The sequence below is a fragment of the Saliphagus infecundisoli genome (genome assembly GCF_020177375.1).
Classification (GTDB): domain Archaea; phylum Halobacteriota; class Halobacteria; order Halobacteriales; family Natrialbaceae; genus Saliphagus; species Saliphagus infecundisoli.
In genome coordinates this window covers 105,143-122,982 of the sequence record NZ_JAIWHV010000003.1, presented here as the reverse complement: position 1 = coordinate 122,982, position 17,840 = coordinate 105,143, and the positions used below count along the sequence as shown (strand labels likewise).

Genomic DNA, 17,840 nt, shown 5'->3' with positions numbered 1-17,840 from the left:
GCGGTGGCCGGCCCCGTTACACGTCCGATCGTTCGACCGACAGCCGCCACATAAACTCGTGATCGCTATACAGAATCGGGGTCGAGCCGCGTCGCTCGGAAAAGAGCAAAAACGGCGCCTCGACGGCGCAATCTGCCAGTTCGGGCCGGTCGGGGCCGGTTCCGACACTGATCGATTGACGATCTCATCTAATCACGGATCAAAAACCGAGACGTTCCCGCTACCAGGTGCCGTGGAACGTGTCGAACTCCAGGGAGTCGAGGGGTTCGTTCCCGACGGCGATCTCGTACTCGCCGGGGGTGAGCATCGGCTTGTGGAACCGGGGACCGTCGTCGGTCGTGATCCGGGGACAGCCGGTGTTGACGAAGGCGTCCATGTCGAAGTTCTGCAATCGGTCGGGCGTCACTTCGTCCATCGTGATCAGGTAGGCGTCGTCGTTGTCCGCGATGATCTCCTGGGCGGTCTCCCAGCGGCCCTGGCCGATCTTCGTACAGAAGATGACGCCCCACTTTTCGGCGTCCATCGCGCGGTGGACTGCGCCGTAGCGTTGCTTCATGAATTTCTCGGTATCCGCGACCGTCACGACGTTGTTGACGGGGTCGGCGATCACGACCGTCTTCTCGGGGTGTTCCATCGCCAGTCCGAGGGGATGGAACTTGCCGCCGCCGACGTAGAGGATCTGGTCGGCCTCGACGTCCGCGCTCGCGTAGTTACAGCCAAGCACCTGGCCCTCGTGGGTCAGCCGATCGTCGCCCCGGCGGGTGTGGACCTCGTAACCCTCGCCCTCGAGGAACTCCCGCATCTCGTCGAATCGGTTCATGTGCTGGGCGGTGGTGACGAGACCGACTCCTGGAGTTTCCTCGGGCGGTGCGAGCGTATCGAGGGACTCCTCCATGATCGGCCGGATCTCGACGTTCGAGAACAGCGGGACGTAGATCACCTTGTCCGTGTTCTTCATCGGCGAGTGCCCGAAGTGGACGAAGACGTCCGTCCGCTTCATCAGGTAGGTGTCCAGGTCACAGGCGCCGTAACACGGCTGGCCCGAGAGCATAATCGTGGTCCCCTCGTCCGTCAGCTCCCGGAGGTCGTCGGCGACCTTCGGCCCGCGGCGTTTCAGCCCCTCGGGGAACTGGAGGCCGACCGTCTCGGCGTCGCGTTCCTCGATCGCGTCGACGATCCGCTCGAGTTCGTAGTCCCACTCCCGGTCGTGTTTGAGGGCCATCCCCGTGTTCCTGAGGTCTCCCTCGCTGTACGCCGACTCGTTGCTCATTAGCTACCGTTGAACCCTGGAACGTAAAACGGCGGCGCTTCTCGGGCACTGTGGCGGCGAGTCTCAGTCGGCGCGCTCGCAGGCCCCGCCGAAGCCGCCGGTCTCGAAGGCCGCCCGGAAGTCCTCGCCGTCGAACGTCCGGGTCACATCGTCGAGGTCGGCCTCGACGTCGGCCAGGCGCCGCCGGAGCCCCCGGTACTCCCGGTCGGCGGCGAGGTCCGTCTCCTCGCCGACGGTCTCCATCTCCCCGCGCCGGGCGGCGAGCCGGGCGTACTCCGCGAGCAGACCGTCGTACCGGGCCCGCCTGTCGAGGCGGTCGATCGTCTCGAGAAGCTCCCCCCGCTCGATGGGCGGGCTGAGCCGGGTCGACCGGGCGACGTCGGCCGTCCCGTCGGTCGGATCGACCGACGCGACGACCGCCCCTCCGTCGGGTTCGAGGCCGAACTCGGTTCCGCGATCGGGGCCGACCACGGCGACGTCGCTGTAGGCGCCGTCGCCGACCCAGCGCTCAACCCCGTCGGCGTCGGTGACGACCAGGATCGCCCGTTCGGACGCGGGCTCTCGGCGCGCGTCGTCGGTCGGGACGGGCTCGATCGAATCACCGGTACAGTCGTCGACGGCCATACCCGCGGGTCGGGGCCCGTTGGACTTATACCTTTGGCTACAAGCGATGGAAATCGATCCGACCGTCAGGTTGAAACCCGACTCGTCCCAAGCGAGGGTATGAGCATCCAGACGAGCCGGGTCGACGACCTCGCGACGGACCTCGGCGAGGCGATCACGGAGCTTCCCGAGTACGAGACCTTCGAGGCCGCGAGGGCGGAGGTCGAGGAATCCCCGGAGGCCCAGGCGAAGATCGACGAGTTCGAGCGGACCCGCGAGGAGTTCATGCTCGCCCGCCAGAGCGGCAGCGCAAGCCAGGAGGACCTTCAAGAACTGCAGGCGACCCAGGAGGAACTCCACTCGATGCCCGTCATGGCCGAGTATCTCGAGGCCAAGGCCGCCCTCGGCGAGCGCCTCGAAGGCGTAAACGAGGCGATCTCGGCTCCCCTCGCGCTGGACTTCGGCGAGGAGGCCGGCGGCTGCTGCCAGGACTGATCGGTAGCGTTTTCGGCTCCCACGACGACGACCAGCCCGTGACTCACAGCAACGACGTCAGCGTCCAGAGCGTCGTCTTCGCAGAGCGGAGCCTCGAGGAGGTCCTCGCGGCCGTCGAGCGCGTCGGCGTCGATTCCCTCGAGCTCTGGGGGCGACACCTCTCGCCCGACGATACCGAAGCGCGGATCGCGGACGGGCTCGCGGCGATCGAGGACGCCGACGCGACCGTTCGGGGCCACGGCGTCGTCGACCTCTCCGAGCCCGCGGACGTCGAGGAACACGTCGCGTTCGCAGACCGGCTCGGCGCCGACTACCTCACCGTCAACTATCCGCCCGACCAGGACGAACTCACCGAGGAGCTGATCGCCCGCGGCGAGGAGTACGGGATCGACGTCGCGATCCACAACTACTCGACGGTCCACCACGACGACCTCTCTGCGGTGTTCGTCTCGATCGGGGACGTCCGGGCGGTCCTCTCCCGGTACGACCACCCGCGGCTGGGCGTCTGCATCGACACCGGCCACTTCCTTGTGATGGACGAAACCCCAGGGGAGGCGATCCCGGAGTTCGGCGACCGGATCGTCGCGACCCACCTCAAGGACGTCTCCGAGGCCGAACTCGAGGACGTCCCCGGCGCGGGGGAGCTCGACCTCCCCTCGATACTCGGCCTGCTCGCCGACCACGCGCCCGACGCGCCACTCGTGATCGAGTACGAACTGCCCGACGACCGGGCCGAGGAGGCCCTCGCGGAGGCCGTCGAGAACCTCCGGGCGGCGAGGAGCGGCGAGTAGGGGTCGTTAGTTCGTCGTGACGACCTCGAGGACGTCGCGGGACTCGACGGCGTAGGCCTTGCCGAGCTGGCGGTTCGAGCGGCAGTCGATCGCGTGGAGGAAGCCCTCGCCGATGTCGGAGTGGAGGCCGTAGGCGAACTCTTCTGCGGTCGACTCCGGCGGGAGCAGATAACAGTCGGGGAGGACCTCGCCGCGTTCGTTACCCAGGCCGTTGGCGCCGCCGGGGAAGACGGGGACGACCCCGAGGACGTCTAACAGCGCGCGTTCGATGGCGTCTTGGACGCCCGTCGAGCCGTACGCCTCGATGAAGTCCCGGATCCGCTCGAGCCCCGCCTCCTGATCGGGTGCGAGGTCACCGGTGATCTCGAACTCTCCGTCGCCGGGGCGGTAGTCGATCGCGCCCCCCTCGGCGGCCGACTTCAGCGCGCGCTCGGCGTGGGCGCTACAGGGGACGATCGAGAGGTGGTCGTAGTCGGAGTCAGCGGTGATCTCCTCGTAGTTCGCCTGGGCCTCGGGGGTGTCCATCTTGTTCGCCGCGATCACCATCGGCTTCGTCTCCGTCCTGATCTCGCGGGCCAGCGCGAGTCGGTCCGCGTCGTCCCACTCGTCGGGATCGAAGCCGATCCCCAGCCGGCGAACGAGGCGCTTGATCCCGTCCTCGGTGATCCCGAACGCGCTCATCTGCTCGGCCAGGTCCTCCTCGATGTCGTCGTCTTCCGTGACGTACCCCGTCTCGTAGCGGGTGATCCCCTTCTCGAGCACGCCGAGATACCACTGGTCGAGCTCCGCCTCCAGGAAGTCGATGTCATCGCGGGGGTCGTGGCCCTCGGTGGGCTCGCCTTCTATGTCGGTTTCACCCGAGAAGTCGACGACGTGGACGAGGACGTCGGTCTCGTTCAGGTCCGAGAGAAACTGGTTGCCCAGGCCCTTGCCCTCGTGGGCGCCGGGGATCAGCCCCGCGACGTCGACCAGCTTGGTCGGGACGAATCTGGTCCCGCCCTCGCAGTAGCCGACGGAGGGTGTACACTCCTCGTCGAACTCCGGGGCGGCACAGTCGACGCGGACGTAGGCCTCGCCAACGGTCGGGTCGATCGTCGTAAAGGGGTAGGCTCCCTCCGGCACGTCGTTCATCGTCGCCGCGTTGAAAAAGGAGGACTTGCCGACCGAGGGTTTGCCGACGAGCCCGATCCGGTAACTCCGATCCGCGTTCATTACCCCGACTGGGTCTCTCGGGAATAAACGGGTTTCCTTCGCCAGCGGCGGTGGTACGTCCACACACGCCAGTCTCGCCGAGGGGAGCCACGGCGGATTCGAACTAGCCGACGCGACGCAACCACAAGATCCGTATATCCGTATCACGAGGAGTCGCCCATGGCACAGCGAAACTACGTGGGCGGCGAGTGGACGGAGGCAGGAACGGGCGAGACCTTCGAGACGGTCAACCCCGCGGACCCCTCCGAGACGGTTGCAGAGTACCAGCAATCAGACGAAGATGACGCCGCGGAGGCAGTGGAGGCCGCGGCGGCGGCCGAAGACGAGTGGGCGAACACGCCCGCGCCCCAGCGGGGTGCGATCCTGCGCGAGGCCGCGGGGATCCTCGCCGACCGGAAACAGGAACTCACTGAGGAGCTGACCCGCGAGGAGGGGAAGACCCACGCCGAAGCAGGCGGGGAGGTCCAGCGGACGATCGACATCTTCTACTACTACGCCGAGAAGACCCGCGACCTCGGCGGCAAGGTCAAATCGGCGAGCGCGCCCCAGACGAACCTCTACACAGTAGCGGAGCCGGTCGGCGTCGCGGGTCTGATCACGCCGTGGAACTACCCCATCGCGATCCCGGCCTGGAAGATCGCACCCGCGCTCGCGGCGGGCAACACGCTCGTCATCAAGCCCGCGTCGCTGGCACCCGCGCCCGTGGTCTCGATCTTCGAGGCACTCGACGAGGCCGGCCTTCCCGAGGGTGTCGCGAACCTCGTGACGGGACCGGGCAGCAGCGTCGGGGACACGATCTCGACCCACGACGAGGTCGACGCGGTCTCCTTTACGGGCTCCGGTGAAGTGGGCCAGATGGTGTATGACGCGGCGACCCAGGCGGGCAAGCGCGCCCAGACCGAGATGGGCGGCAAAAACCCCACGGTGGTCTCCTCGAGTGCGGACGTCGAAGAAGCAGCGGAGATCGTCGCCAACGGCCGCTTCGGCGTCACCGGCCAGGCGTGTACCGCCTGCTCCAGAGCGATCGTCCACACCGATATCTACGAGGAGTTCGTCGAGGCCATCGTCGAGGAGGCCGAATCCATCGAGGTCGGCCCCGGCGACGAGTACGACATGGGCCCGCAGGTCGGCGAGGGCGAACTCGAGGGCACGCTCGAGTACATCGACGTCGCCGAAAAGGAGGGCGCCCGGCTGGTTGCAGGAGGAGAGCGTCTCGAAGGCGACCGCTTCGGCGAGGGCTACTACGTCGAGCCCACCGTCTTCGCCGACGTCGAGAACGACTACCGGATCGCCCAGGAAGAAGTGTTCGGGCCCGTCCTCAGCGTAATCGAGGTCGATGACTTCGAGGAAGGTCTCGAGGTCGCGAACGACATTCCGTACGGGCTCTCGGCCTCCATCGTGACGGAGGACCATACCGAAGCCGAGCGGTTCGTCGACGAGATCGAGGCCGGGGTCGCGAAGGTCAACGCGAAGACGACCGGACTGGAGCTCCACGTGCCCTTCGGCGGGTTCAAGGAGTCCTCTTCGGAGACCTGGCGCGAGCAGGGCGACGCGGGGCTGGAGTTCTACACGATCGACAAGACCGTCTACGACAACTTCTGAGACCGGTCAGTTCCCCACTCCTCACGCGGGCGGCTCGTCCCACTCCTCGCCGTTGTCCCGGGGTGTGTAGCCCAGCGTCGATCGGGCGTGTTCGAGCGAGAACCAGCGCCGGTCGTTGTCGCTGACGCCGCTGAAGATCCCGAACTCGACGCTTTCGTCCTCGAGACAGCACTCGATCTCGTGGGCGAAATCGCGCCGGGACTGCCACGTTGCCTTCATCCGGGCAACCGTTCGTCGGTATTCCTCGCTTCCGCGCTCGAACTTGCCGTCTTCGACCCCCTGCTCGGCGTCGCCGTAGGGGTGGTCGTAGTCGGCGCCGTTGACGGTACAGATCCGGAGCGCGTAGAACCGTTGAGGGTACTCGAAGTTCTCGACGTACTGGCGCCCGAGGTCCTCGCCGAAGGCCTTCGTCGAGCCGTAGTACGAGTCGGGGCGGACAGCATCGGTGTGGTCGAGGACGAGGCCGTAGCCGGGGTCGTAGAGGTCGGGGGCGTGTTCCTCTTCGTAGCCCCCCATCACGTGGTTGGTCGAGCCGAAGACGAACCTCTCGACGTCGGCCTCGCGGGCGGCCTCCAGGGCGTTGTACATGCCGTCTACGTTCGGCTCCCGAACGTCGCCCCACTCGCCGTCGGTGTGGGGGTAGGCCGCGAGGTGGATCACCGCGTCCTTGCCCTCGAAGGCGGGCCGCATCGCCTCGTAGTCGGTGACGTTCGCGACGACGGTATCGTAGCCGCCGTAGGGGTGGTCGTCGTCGCGGTCCGAGCGGTTCAGATAGGTGAAATCGTACTCCTCGCGGTCGTCGAGATGGTCGATGATCGCGGTCCCACAGCGGCCGTAGCTGCCGGTGACGAGGACGTCCATACGGGAGCAATCCGAGCCCGCCGCTTAAACGCTTGGAAGGGGGTGACGCTCGCCGATCGGGGTCCGGGTATGCCGGACAATCGTTAAGTACTCCCGGTTCCATCGTTCCTCAAACCATGGCAACCGAACTCGAGACCGACCACCCGGTGAAGGCGGCCGCGACGAGTTTCCGGATCATCGAGTCGCTCCGGGAGCTCGACGGCGCGGGCGTCGCCGAACTCGCCGACTACCTCGGGATGCCAAAGAGCACGGTCCACGACCACCTCCGGACGCTGACCGACATCGAGTACCTCGTTCAGCGCGACGGCGAGTACCACGTCGGCGTCCGATTCCTCGAACTCGGGGGCTACGTCAGAAACGGGATGAAGCTCCATCGCGTCGCCGCGCCGGAGGTCAAGAAGCTGGCCGAGGAGACCGGCGAGCACGCGAACCTGGTCGTCGAGGAACACGGGATGGGGATCTTCCTCCACAAGGTCAAGGGCAAAGACGCGGTCCAGCTCGATACCCACGTCGGGATGCGCGTCCCCCTCCACACGACGGCGACGGGGAAGGCGATCCTCGCCCACCTCCCCGAGGAACGCGTCGAGGAGATCATCGCTTCCCACGGCCTCCCCGGGGTCACCGAGCGCACGATCACCGACCGAGAGACCCTCTTCGAGGACCTCGCGGAGATCCGCGAGCGCGGGTACGCGATCGACGACCAGGAGCGCGTCGAGGGGATGCGATGCGTCGCGGCACCGCTTCGCGGACCGAACGGCGACCCGCTGGGCGCGCTGTCGGTCTCGGGCCCGATGAGCCGGTTCGACGACGACGTCTTCGTCGAGGAAATCCCCAAAACCGTGCTCTCGTCGGCGAACGTCGTCGAGGTCAACATGACTTACGCCTGATACGGTCGGCGAGACCGGACCCGATCCGGGAAAATCCCGTTCTGGCGAACGGTCGTCCGGTCAGTCCAGATCGAGGACGCCGGCCATCGCCTCGTCGGGATCGCCCGTCGGCGAGAACTCACAGCCGACGTAGCCGTCGTAGCCGGCGTCGTCGATCGCGTCGAAGACGTTCGCGTAGTTCAGTTCCCCGGTACCGGGTTCGTGGCGCCCGGGGACGTCCGCGACGTGGACGTGGCCGATCGAATCGGCGTTCTCCGTGATCGTCTCGATGATGTTCCCCTCCGTGACCTGCTGGTGATAGACGTCGTACAGCAGTTTCACGGCGTCGCTTCCGACCTCCTCGACGATCTCGAAGCCCTCCTCGGAGCTCACGAGAAAGTAGCCGGGGTGATCGACGGCGGTGTTCAGCGGTTCGACGACGAGCGTCACGCCCGCCTCCTCGGCGTCGCCCGCGACCCGCGAGAGCACTTCCATGATGGTGTCGTGTTGGGTCTCGCGATCGAGACCCTCCTGGTCCTGTCCCGTCGTCACGATCAGCGAGGGGATCCCGCACTCCTCGGCAGTCCCGATCGACTCTCGGATCGTCTCGACCGCCTCGTCGGCCTCGTCGGGATCGGTCAGGGAGCCACCGGCGGTACAGCCGACGATGGGGAGGCCCGCCTCCTCCGCTGCTTTCTGGATCGCTTCGAGGTCCTTCTCGCGCCAGTCCCAGAACTCGACGGCGTCGGCGCCGGCCTCGGCGGCCCGACCGATCCGTGCTTCGAATGGCTCGTCGTCGTACACCATCTCGACGCAGACCGACAGCGAGACCATTACTCGTCCTCCGCCATCGGCGCGGGGGTGAGGTCGCCGGACTCGACCATCGCCTCGAGGGGATGGTCGTCGATGTCGAGCGGAAGATCGACCCGGCCGCGCTGTCGCGCGGACTCGTAGGCCCCGAAGATGAGCTCGGTCGCGTTCAGGGCGTTTTCGGCGCCGAGTTCGGGCTCCTCTCCCGTCTCGAGACAGCGGACGTTCTCGGCGATCGAGCGGTCGACGAACTCCCAGCCGTGCATCCCGTCTTCCGTTTCCACCGCTTCCCACTCGGCGTCGCCGGCCCGGCGGATCCGGAGGGCGCTCTCGCCGTCCTCGGGGCCGACCTCGATCGTTCCCCGGGTTCCGATCAGACGGTTGTGGCACTCGACGGCGGCGTTGGGGCCGCCCTCGCCCGTGCTGTCGCTGGTTCCGAGGCCGTGGACGCCGTTCTCGTACTCCCAGAGGACGACCGCCTGGTTCTCGTTGTGGGTGCCAAAGAGGACGTTTTCCTCGCGGTAGTCCATCTGGGCCATGACCCACTCGCCGCCGACCTCGTCGTTGAAGTAGTTACAGAGGTCGAACGAGTGGCTGCCGTAGTCGAAGATGCCGACGGGCGCGGAGAACTCGATCCGCTCTAACTCGCCGATCTCGCCGGCGTCGAGAAGTTCTTTCGCGGTCCGGACCGCGTCGCTGAATCGGCGCTGGTGGTTGAAGGTGAGCTGGACGTCGTGACGGGCGGCCTCCTGGGTCATCATCCGGGCGCCGCCGTAGGTGTCGTCCATCGGCTTCTCGCAGTGGATTCCCTCGACCGACGGCGATCGAACGCAGTCGAGGACGATCCGGTCGTGGATCGCCGGCGGGACACAGACCGAGACGATATCGGGTTCGGCCTCGCTCAACATCTCGCCGTAGTCCTCGTAGATTCCCTCCTCGCGTATCTCGAACTCGTCGGCGAACGCCTCGGCGTTCTCCCGGACGATGTCCGCACACGCGACGAGTTCGCACTCCTCGTGGTTCTCGTAGCCCGCGGCGTGGTGGTAGGCCATCGCGTAGCCGTCCCTGCCGGGGTTTTCGGGTTCGGCTCCTGTCCCGATCACGGCGACCGTATATGCCATGAGAACGCCTTCCGAGGAAGGGACTATAATAGTTGTCAATCCTTCCCCGAACCACCGGTATCGGGTCCAGCGCGGTCCGGTGGCACCACGCCGTGGGCCGACCCGCCACCACTGGCTCTCACTCGGCGAGGACGCTCGCCCCCTCCAGGTCGTAGTCGGCGAAGTACTCACGTTCGGTCTCGATCAGCCGGGCGAACAGCTCTCGGGCCTCGTCGCGTTCGATCGTCACGAGCGCGTCGTTGAGAAACGCTCGGAACGCGAGATCGAGATCCCCCTCCATTCCCGCCTCGACGATCGTCTCCTGGTTCGTGACGTGGCGCTGTACCATGCTCCGGATCTGGGGCGGGAGCTGGCCGGCGGTGATCGGCGAGACGCCGCTCCCGGTGATCATCACGTTGGTTTCGACGACCGCGTCCTCCGGAAGGTCTGGACACTGGCCGACGTTGGGGTGGTTGACGTTCGTCTTGACGGGCTCGAGCCCGAGCAGCGCACGCATGATGTCCACTGCTTCCTCGCCCGACCGGGTGAACTCGAACTCGTCGTCGCCCGAGAGGTAGCGCTCCATCTTCGCGGGGCCCTCGTCGGCGTCGACGCGGGCCGAACTCGGCGTCAGCCGGACGCCCCACCGGTGGAACTCTTCGGGCTCTTCGACCGCGAGATACCAGGGGACGAACTCCGCGAGGTGGCGGTCGCCCGCCGCGGCGAGCAGCCCGAAGCGGTCGTAGAGGTCCAGTGCGATCCGGTGGTTGTTGATCCAGTAGCCCGCGTCGGAGAACTCGCCGGCCTCGAAACCCGCGAGCGGCCGGCGGGCCTCGACTTCCGCGTCCAGATACTGGAAGACGTCGTGGTCGCGCCAGTGGGCCTCGTCGATCCAGGTGAAGTGGTTGATCCCCGTGACGGTGATATCGATCTCGCTTCCCGAAACGTCCTCGGCGCCCTCGACGTGGTCCTCGGCGACCTCCGCGAGGAACTCCTGAACGTGAAACACCTCGTGGCAGAGCCCGACGGCGTTGATTTCGGGATACTCGGCGTACAGCGCGCGAGTACAGACCGTCATCGGATTGGTGTAGTTGATGACCCAGGCGTCGGGACACTCCTCCCGTACGGTGCGTGCGATCTCGCGGTACTGGGGCACGGCCCGCAGCGCGCGGACGGTGCCGCCCGGCCCGACGGTGTCGGCGACGGGCTGGTAGATACCGTACTCCTTCGGGAGGTCGATGTCGTGGACGAACGTCTCCTCGGGCGGATCCTGGATCGAACAGATCACGAAGTCCGCGTCCGCGAGCGCGTCCTCTATCTCGCGGTGAGCCTCGAACGTCCAGTCGCCGACGGCCTCCTTGCGGGTGCGGAGTTCGTTGCCCAGTTTCGCGTTTTTCGCCGCCCCCTCGTAGTCTATATCGTACAGTGCGACCCGGCCCGAGACCTCCGCACACTGGAGCAGGTCGTTGATGAGGGTGTGGGCCCAGCCGTCGCTGCCGCCGCCGACGTAGCCGATCTTCACGCCCGTAGCAGTCGCTTCCGCCCGCTCGCCCAGGGTATGCATACGGACAGCAACCCGCACCGGGAAAAAGGGCTGTCGAAGGGGGCGCGACTCGCCGGAACCCGCGCCCTATGTGTCCCTTCGGACTCGACGACCGGTATGCGACTCACCGACGTCACCGGCTACGCGCTCTCCTCGCCGATCGATCCCCCGCAGGAACGGGCGTTCCACGGCGGCACGCGGACGCTGCACAAGCGCGACGTCGTACTCGTCGTCGTCGAGACCGCGGACGGCCTCCGCGGGGCGGCGACCGCGGGCGCGACGAGTTCGGCGATGCGGGAGTACTTCGAGGGCGACTCCCAGGGCACCTTCGCGGACGTGATCGACGGCGCGGTCGCGGACGCGGTCGAAGGAAAACGGCTCGAGGAACCCCGAGAAGTCCACGACCTCGTCGCGGGCGCCGACCTCCCCGACCGACTCGAGACCCAGGCGATCTCGGCGCTCGACGTCGCCTGCTACGACGTCCTGGGGAAGGAACTGGGCGCGCCGGTGTACGAACTGCTCGCCGAGGAGTACGACGATGCCCCTGACCCCACTACGGACCTCCCCCTCTATGCGAGCGCGGGGATGTACATGGAGCCCGAGGCGTTCGCCGACCAGGCCGCCCTGATCGAGGAGGCCGGGTTCATGGGCTACAAGTACCGGCCCGGGATCGGCCCGGAGGGCGACCGACGGACGATCGAGCTGGTGAGCGACGCACTCGACGAGGCCGAGATGATGCTGGATTCTCACACCTGGTGGAAACTCGAGGAGCCCTACGGCGAGGAGACGGTCCGCGAGATCGTTTCCTACGCCGACGAGATGGGCGCCTACTGGGTCGAGGAACCCGTCGCGCCCGACGACCGCGAGGGGTATCAGCGACTCGCGGAAACCGGCGCCGACCTCGCGGGCGGCGAGAGCGAGGAATCCCCCGAGGGCCTGATCGAGTTGGCGGAAACGGGCGCCATCGCCTACCTCCAGGGCGACGTCCGCCACCACCGCGGCTTTACGGGCTGTCGGCGCGCGATCGAGCACTGTCGCGGGACCGACATCGAGTTCGTCCCCCACAACTTCGGGACCTGGCTCGGCCTGATGGCCAACGCCCACCTCGTCGCCGCCGCTCCGGAGGTGGGTCTCGTCGAGTACCCCGTCTTCGAGGACGACCCGCTCGTGGAGGCCTCGGGCGACCCCGGGATGTATCCCTTCGACCTCGCGTTCGACCTCGTGGAGGGCGAGCCGCCGGTCGCAAACGGCCGCCTGGAACTTCCCAACGACCCCGGACTGGGGATCGAGGTCGATCTCGACGTCGTCGAGGAGTATCCGTTCCGCGAGGGCGCCTGGACGGAGTTCGAGTACGACGAGTAGCCCACCTTCTCCGGGCCGAACCTATATGCGACCCCGCCGGGAACCGCCCGGGCATGGAGCAAGCCGACAGCGGAGTCGCGGCCACTGACCTCCGCGTCGAACACGAGGCCGAACCGATCGACGTCCCACCCGACGAGCCGCGCTTTTCGTGGCGCGGCGAGGAAGGGGGACGGGGTGCGGGCCAGACCGCGTATCGAGTTCTCGTCGCCCGTTCGGCGGCGGCCATCGAGGACAGGCGCGGCGAACTGTGGGACTCCGGAAAGCGCTCGACCCCGGACTCGACCGACGTCTTCTACGACGGCCTGCCCCTCGAGTCCGGCACCGACTACTACTGGTCGGTACGGCTCTGGGACGAGGAAGGTGAGCCCTCCGCGTGGGCCGACGTCGCCCGCTTTTCGACCGCCCTCGAGGCCGGCGAGTTCGACGGCGAGTGGATCGGCTACCGGCCGGAGGGCGGCGACAGCAACGGCTACCGGAGCCGGTGGCGACGACCCGAAGAGGAGTCGACCGAGCGGATCGAAATTGATCTGGGAGACGTCCACGGAGTCGAGCGGGTCGAACTCCATCCCGCGACCCCTATCGGCGCCGTCGAGACGCCCGACGGGGCGACGATCGCACCCGAGACGGGGTTCGGGTTTCCCGAAGGGGTCCGGCTCGAGGTCGCCGGCGAGGCAGGAGAGTGGGAGACGGTTGTCGACTGGGAGGTCGGAGACGGCGAGGACGACGACGGCGCCGTGACCATCGACGTGGGACGGGAGGCTCGCCAGGTCAGAGTCGTCGCGACCGCCCTCGATACGGTCGAGCCCGGCGCGGACGGCTCGAAACCGGAGTTCGTCCGCGAGGAGCGTGCGGTCTGGGGCGTCCTCGCGCTCGCGGCGATCGCGGTCCGCGACGGCGAAGGCCGGGACCTCGCGGTCGGCCGTCCGATCACTGCCTCCTCGAGCGTCGAATCCGAGAGCTGGAGTCAGGAGTCTCTGACCGATGGGAGCTACCGATCGACGACGGGGCCGGGATCGGCGCTGTTGCGGGCCGACCTCTCCCTTTCGGGCGAGATCGCTCGGGCGCGGGCCCACGTCTGCGGGCTCGGCTACGGCGAACTCTCGATCAACGGCGAGCGCGTCGGCGATCGGGTGCTCGATCCCGCCTGGACACAGTACGACGAGCGGGCGCTCTACAGCACGTACGACGTGACCGACGCCCTCCACGAGGGCGAGAACATTCTCGGGATTCAGGTCGGACGGGGCTGGTTCGGCAAGCGGGCCCAGGACTGGCCCGGATTCGGCTCGCCGCGGGCGATCTGCCAGGTGGAGATCGAGTACGAGGACGGGCGCAGCCGAACGCTCTCGACGGACGGCTCCTGGCGCGCAACCCGGGGTCCGATCGTCGAAAACGATATCTACGACGGCGAGGCCTACGACGCGCGCCGGGCGAGATCGGGATGGGACGAGCCGGGGTTCGACGACGGCGACTGGGACGACGCCCGGCTGGTCGAGGGACCGGGGGGCGACCTCCGGCCCCAGCGGACGCCGCCGATCCGGGTCACCGAGACTCTGGCTCCGACCGACGTCCGGGAGGGAGACGACGGTCCGATAATCGACTTCGGTCAGAACCTCGTTGGATGGGTCGAACTCGCCATCAAGGGACCCTGCCGGGGCGAGGAAGTCGAGATCCGCCATGCCGAGACCCTCCTCCCCTCCGGCGAGCTCGCACGCGAGGACCTCCGGAGCGCGGAAGCGACCGACCGCTACGTCTCCAATGGGAAGCCCGCGACCTACGAGCCCCGATTCACCTACCACGGCTTCCGGTACGCCCAGGTGGTCGGCTGTGAGGTTGATCCGGAGGATATCCGGGCGAAGGTCGTCCACACCGACGTCGATTCCGTGGGGAGCTTCGACTGCTCGAACGAGGACCTCGCGCAGGTCCAGGAAAACGCCCGGTGGGGCCTGCGCGGGAACCTCCATGGCGTGCTCACGGACTGCCCCCAGCGCGACGAGCGCTTCGGCTGGACCGGCGACAACCAGATCGCCTCCCGTGCGCTGTGTTACAACTTCGACTCGCGGGGCTTCTACGAAAAGTGGATGCGCGATCACGCCGACGCACGTTCGGAACACGGCTACGTTGCCGACACGATCCCCTACGGCTACGGCTCGATCCCGGAGGACCCGACGTGGGGAGTGACCCAGGTAACCGTCCCCTGGCACCTCTACTGTCTGTACGGCGACCGGGGGGTTCTCCGGGACCACTACGAGGGGATGCGCCGGTACGTGGACTACTGGCACTCGGTGAGCGAGGAGGGGATCGTCCCGGGCGAGTACGGCAACTACGGCGACTGGCTGGCCTTCGAGAACGCTGACGGCCGGCGCGGACTCCCCTTCGACCTGTTCAACACCGCCTTCCAGTACCACACGACCGATCTCTTCGCGAAGATCGCTGGCGTCGTCGGCAGCGACGCCGACGCCGACCGCTACCGCGAGCGTGCCGACGACGTCGCCCGCGCGTTCACCGACGAGTTCTTCGACCCCGACACGGGGACCTACGGCCCCGGAACCCAGTCGTCGTACGCCGTTCCGCTGTATTTCGGGCTGGTTCCCGACGAGCACGAGGAGAGCGTCGCCGCTGGCCTCGCCGAGAAGGTTCGGGAGGACGACGGAAAACTCCGAACCGGATTCCTGGGGACGCGCCCCCTCCTGGGCGCGCTGGTCGATCACGGCTACCCGGATTTCGCCTACGAGGTCGCGAGCCAGCCCGAGCGTCCGGGCTGGGTGTACATGATCCGCCAGGGCGCGACGACGATGTGGGAGCGCTGGGATTCCGACGACCGGATCGGCGACGGGATGAACTCCTTCAACCACTCCCCCTTCAACTTCGTCTCCGAGTGGTTCTACGAGTCGCTGGCGGGCCTTCGATTCGAGGGTGCGCCCCGGCGGCTCGCAATCGACCCCGCGATCCCTGAGGGGCTCGAGTGGGCCGACGGCGAGATCGAAACGCCCGACGGCCGCTTTGGCTCCCGATGGGAGAAAGTCGAGGGAGGAATCGACCTCGCGGTCGAGATCCCCTGGAACACGGAGGCAACGGTTCGATTGCCCTGCAAAACGGAGGCGGCCGTCAGCGAAACGGGCGACGGAGCCGGTGGCGGCGAGACGCTCCGCGAGAACGGGCAGTGGACCGACTCGCTTCCCGACGGGCTCGAGCCGGCCGAGGAAAGCGAGGGCGGGCAAAATCGAAACACTGGACTCGCCCTGGTCGCGAGCGCCGGAACGTACCGCTTAGAGATCCGCTAATCCAGCGAGAGACCGGAGAGCCGGTTGGTTTCCGCGACCGCGACGTCGAACGGCTCTACTCGAGGTTCGCCCAGCACCCACTCGCCGTCGTCCAGAACGACGTCGACCGGCTCGCTCGTGAAGTTACAGAGCCAGACGTGGCCGTCGCGGACCGAGACCCGAACCCCGTCGGGGAACCGTTCCGTGTGGTCGATTCCCGCGCGCTCGAGCATCGATCCGACGAGTTCGTCGGCCAGATCAGGCTCCGGCCAGAGGCCCGCGTAGGTCGCCTGGCCATCACCGACGGGATTCGAGACGACCGCAGGCCGGCCGCCGGTGACGTCCTCTCCCGTGTAGATATATTCGGCCGCCGCCTCATCGCGTGCGAGCCACTCGGCCCAGATCCGAATGGGGTAGCGGTCGCCGTCTTCGGACTCGACCGACCGCGGGAGTTCCGGGGGAACCGTCTCGAAGCCCTCGACGGTCGCGCCGACGAGGTCGGCGAGGGGACCGGGCTGGGCGCTGCGGAGCTTGTTGTACTCGTCGGCGACTCCCGATCGGGGGCCAAGGAGTAGCTGGCCGCCCTCCCTCACGAACTCCTCCAGCCGATCGGCAGTCTCCTCGCTCGCGGTGTACAGCGCGGGCGCGATCACGGCGTCGTACGCGAGGTCGTCCTCGGGGGAGACGACGTCGACGGCGACCCCGCGGGCCCGCAGGGCGTCGTAGAACGCCCCCAGAAGGGTCCAGTAGTCGAAGTCGGGGGCGTGTTCACGGCCGTCGAGCGCCCAGAGGGTCTCGTAGTCGTGGACGATCGCGACGGGGGCCTCGGGAAGGTCGAGATCGGGGAGAGTCTCGAACTCCTCGGCCGCCTCCGTAGCGTCGTCGTAGCCCCGGTCGGGCGACCCGTCGGCCTTCCGGAGGCCGGCGTGGTACTGTTCTTGCCCTTCGAGACACCGGCGCCACCGGAAGTAGACGACGCTGTCGGCGCCGTGGGCGACGGCCTGGTGGGCCCACAGCCGCATGGCGCCCTCCCCGGGCTGGGGCGAGTGGGGCGGCCAGTTGACGTCGCCCGGCTGTTGTTCCATTACCCAGAAGGGCGCACCGCCAACGCTCCGGTAGAGGTCGTGGTTGAGCGAGAGGAGGTCGGGATCACCGGCACGGAGTTCGTCGGCGCTCGCCTCTCCTTCGCCCTCCTGGACGTGGCCCGTCGGATACGAGTCCCACGAGAGGAAGTCGAGGTCCGCACTCGCCTCGTGGAGGTCGATGGCGGGATAGAGGTGCATGAAGTTGTGGGTGACGAACGGGGCGCCGTGTTCCCGGAGGATCTCGGTCTGGAGCCGGTTGTAGTCGAGGATGGCGTCGCTCGTGAACCGGGCGAACGCGAGCGTGAGCGCGGGGTGGTCCTGGGCGGGCGTGGGTCGGGGGACGTCCACGTCCGACAGCGAATCGTATTGCTGGCTCCAGAAGGTCGTTCCCCAGGCCTCGTTGAGGTCCGCCGCGTCCTCGAAGCGATCCGAAACCCACTCGCCGAAGGCGTCGGCGCAGTCGTCGCAGTAGCAGTAGGCGGTGCCGTGGCAGCCGTACTCGTTGTCCGTCTGCCAGCCCGCTACTCGCGAATCGTCGGCGTACCGTTCGGCCAGCTTTCGGACGACCCGCTCGGTCTCCTCGCGGTAGGCCGGCGAGCTGAAACAGTAGTGGCGGCGGCTGCCGGCCTCGCGGACGGTGCCGTCGCGCTCTTGCTGGAGGATCTCGGGGCGTTCGTCGACGAGCCACCGCGGCGGCGCGGCCGTCGGGGTACAGAGCACCGCCTGCATGCCCCGATCGTCGATCAGGTCGAGGGCGCGGTCGAGCCACTCGAACTCGAAGCTGCCGCGTTCGGGTTCGAGGACGCCCCACGAGAACTCGGCCATTCGGACGTAGTCGAGACCGGCGTCGGCCATCGCCACCACGTCGCGCTCCCAGTCCTCGTCGGGCCAGTGTTCGGGGAAGTAACAGACGCCGATCGGCATGGATCGACGTCGCTCGACGGAGCCGTAAACGTTGCCATCCCGGAGAGCGCAACGCC

At 67.5% G+C, this 17,840-nt stretch carries 14 protein-coding genes; 6 read left to right on the top strand and 8 right to left on the bottom strand.

The annotated features are described in order from the left end of the window. Positions 1-220: 220 nt before the first annotated feature. Together dph2 and LCF40_RS07730 are read right to left on the bottom strand one after the other, a co-directional pair. Entirely contained in the window at positions 221-1,270 is a 1,050-nt protein-coding gene (dph2, locus tag LCF40_RS07735) for a diphthamide biosynthesis enzyme Dph2 (RefSeq protein ID WP_224828017.1), read from the bottom strand. Between the two features lie 63 nt (positions 1,271-1,333). Next, positions 1,334-1,894, bottom strand: coding sequence for a HalX domain-containing protein (locus tag LCF40_RS07730; RefSeq protein WP_224828016.1), 561 nt, complete (start codon positions 1,892-1,894; stop codon positions 1,334-1,336). Between the two features lie 99 nt (positions 1,895-1,993). Here LCF40_RS07730 and LCF40_RS07725 point away from each other — a divergent pair, with 99 nt between their 5' ends. Further along, positions 1,994-2,368 carry a YlbF/YmcA family competence regulator gene (locus LCF40_RS07725; RefSeq protein WP_224828015.1) on the top strand — a complete coding sequence of 125 codons (375 nt, stop codon included), beginning with the start codon at positions 1,994-1,996 and terminating at the stop codon, positions 2,366-2,368. Between the two features lie 38 nt (positions 2,369-2,406). Next, a complete protein-coding gene (locus tag LCF40_RS07720; protein WP_224828014.1) occupies positions 2,407-3,159 on the top strand; it encodes a sugar phosphate isomerase/epimerase family protein in 753 nt (250 codons plus the stop codon). 6 nt (positions 3,160-3,165) lie between these two features. Here LCF40_RS07720 and LCF40_RS07715 read toward each other — a convergent pair whose 3' ends face one another. Then, positions 3,166-4,371, bottom strand: coding sequence for a redox-regulated ATPase YchF (locus tag LCF40_RS07715; protein WP_224828013.1), 1,206 nt, complete (start codon positions 4,369-4,371; stop codon positions 3,166-3,168). A gap of 159 nt (positions 4,372-4,530) precedes the next feature. On the opposite strand from LCF40_RS07715, the gene xacF reads away from it, so the two are divergent. Beyond that, on the top strand, positions 4,531-5,973 hold the full coding sequence (gene xacF / locus LCF40_RS07710; RefSeq protein ID WP_224828012.1) for a 2,5-dioxovalerate dehydrogenase: 1,443 nt from the start codon (positions 4,531-4,533) through the stop codon (positions 5,971-5,973). Between the two features lie 21 nt (positions 5,974-5,994). Here xacF and LCF40_RS07705 read toward each other — a convergent pair whose 3' ends face one another. After that, complete coding sequence (locus LCF40_RS07705; RefSeq protein WP_114576377.1) at positions 5,995-6,834, bottom strand: NAD-dependent epimerase/dehydratase family protein; 840 nt, start codon at positions 6,832-6,834, stop codon at positions 5,995-5,997. Positions 6,835-6,950: 116 nt separating this feature from the next. Between LCF40_RS07705 and LCF40_RS07700 the strand changes: the two genes are divergently transcribed. Next, positions 6,951-7,721, top strand: coding sequence for an IclR family transcriptional regulator (locus tag LCF40_RS07700; RefSeq protein WP_224828011.1), 771 nt, complete (start codon positions 6,951-6,953; stop codon positions 7,719-7,721). 60 nt (positions 7,722-7,781) lie between these two features. Here the strand turns inward: LCF40_RS07700 and LCF40_RS07695 are convergent, their stop codons facing one another. The 3 genes from LCF40_RS07695 to LCF40_RS07685 form a co-directional block, all read right to left on the bottom strand. Then, positions 7,782-8,534, bottom strand: coding sequence for a hydroxypyruvate isomerase family protein (locus tag LCF40_RS07695; RefSeq protein WP_224828010.1), 753 nt, complete (start codon positions 8,532-8,534; stop codon positions 7,782-7,784). Beyond that, complete coding sequence (locus tag LCF40_RS07690) at positions 8,534-9,631, bottom strand: Gfo/Idh/MocA family protein (RefSeq protein WP_224828009.1); 1,098 nt, start codon at positions 9,629-9,631, stop codon at positions 8,534-8,536. The genes LCF40_RS07695 and LCF40_RS07690 overlap by 1 nt, the downstream gene beginning before the upstream one ends. A gap of 118 nt (positions 9,632-9,749) precedes the next feature. Further along, positions 9,750-11,174 carry a family 4 glycosyl hydrolase gene (locus LCF40_RS07685; protein ID WP_224828008.1) on the bottom strand — a complete coding sequence of 475 codons (1,425 nt, stop codon included), beginning with the start codon at positions 11,172-11,174 and terminating at the stop codon, positions 9,750-9,752. Between the two features lie 96 nt (positions 11,175-11,270). On the opposite strand from LCF40_RS07685, the gene LCF40_RS07680 reads away from it, so the two are divergent. Next, positions 11,271-12,515, top strand: a complete 1,245-nt coding sequence (locus LCF40_RS07680) for a mandelate racemase/muconate lactonizing enzyme family protein (RefSeq protein WP_224828007.1) — start codon at positions 11,271-11,273, stop codon at positions 12,513-12,515. 53 nt (positions 12,516-12,568) lie between these two features. Then, a complete protein-coding gene (locus LCF40_RS07675; RefSeq protein ID WP_224828006.1) occupies positions 12,569-15,796 on the top strand; it encodes a family 78 glycoside hydrolase catalytic domain in 3,228 nt (1,075 codons plus the stop codon). Here the strand turns inward: LCF40_RS07675 and LCF40_RS07670 are convergent. Next, positions 15,793-17,784 (bottom strand): beta-galactosidase, encoded by a 1,992-nt coding sequence (locus LCF40_RS07670; protein WP_224828005.1) that lies wholly within the window; start codon positions 17,782-17,784, stop codon positions 15,793-15,795. The two genes, LCF40_RS07675 and LCF40_RS07670, sit on opposite strands and share 4 nt — an antisense overlap. Positions 17,785-17,840 lie beyond the last annotated feature (56 nt).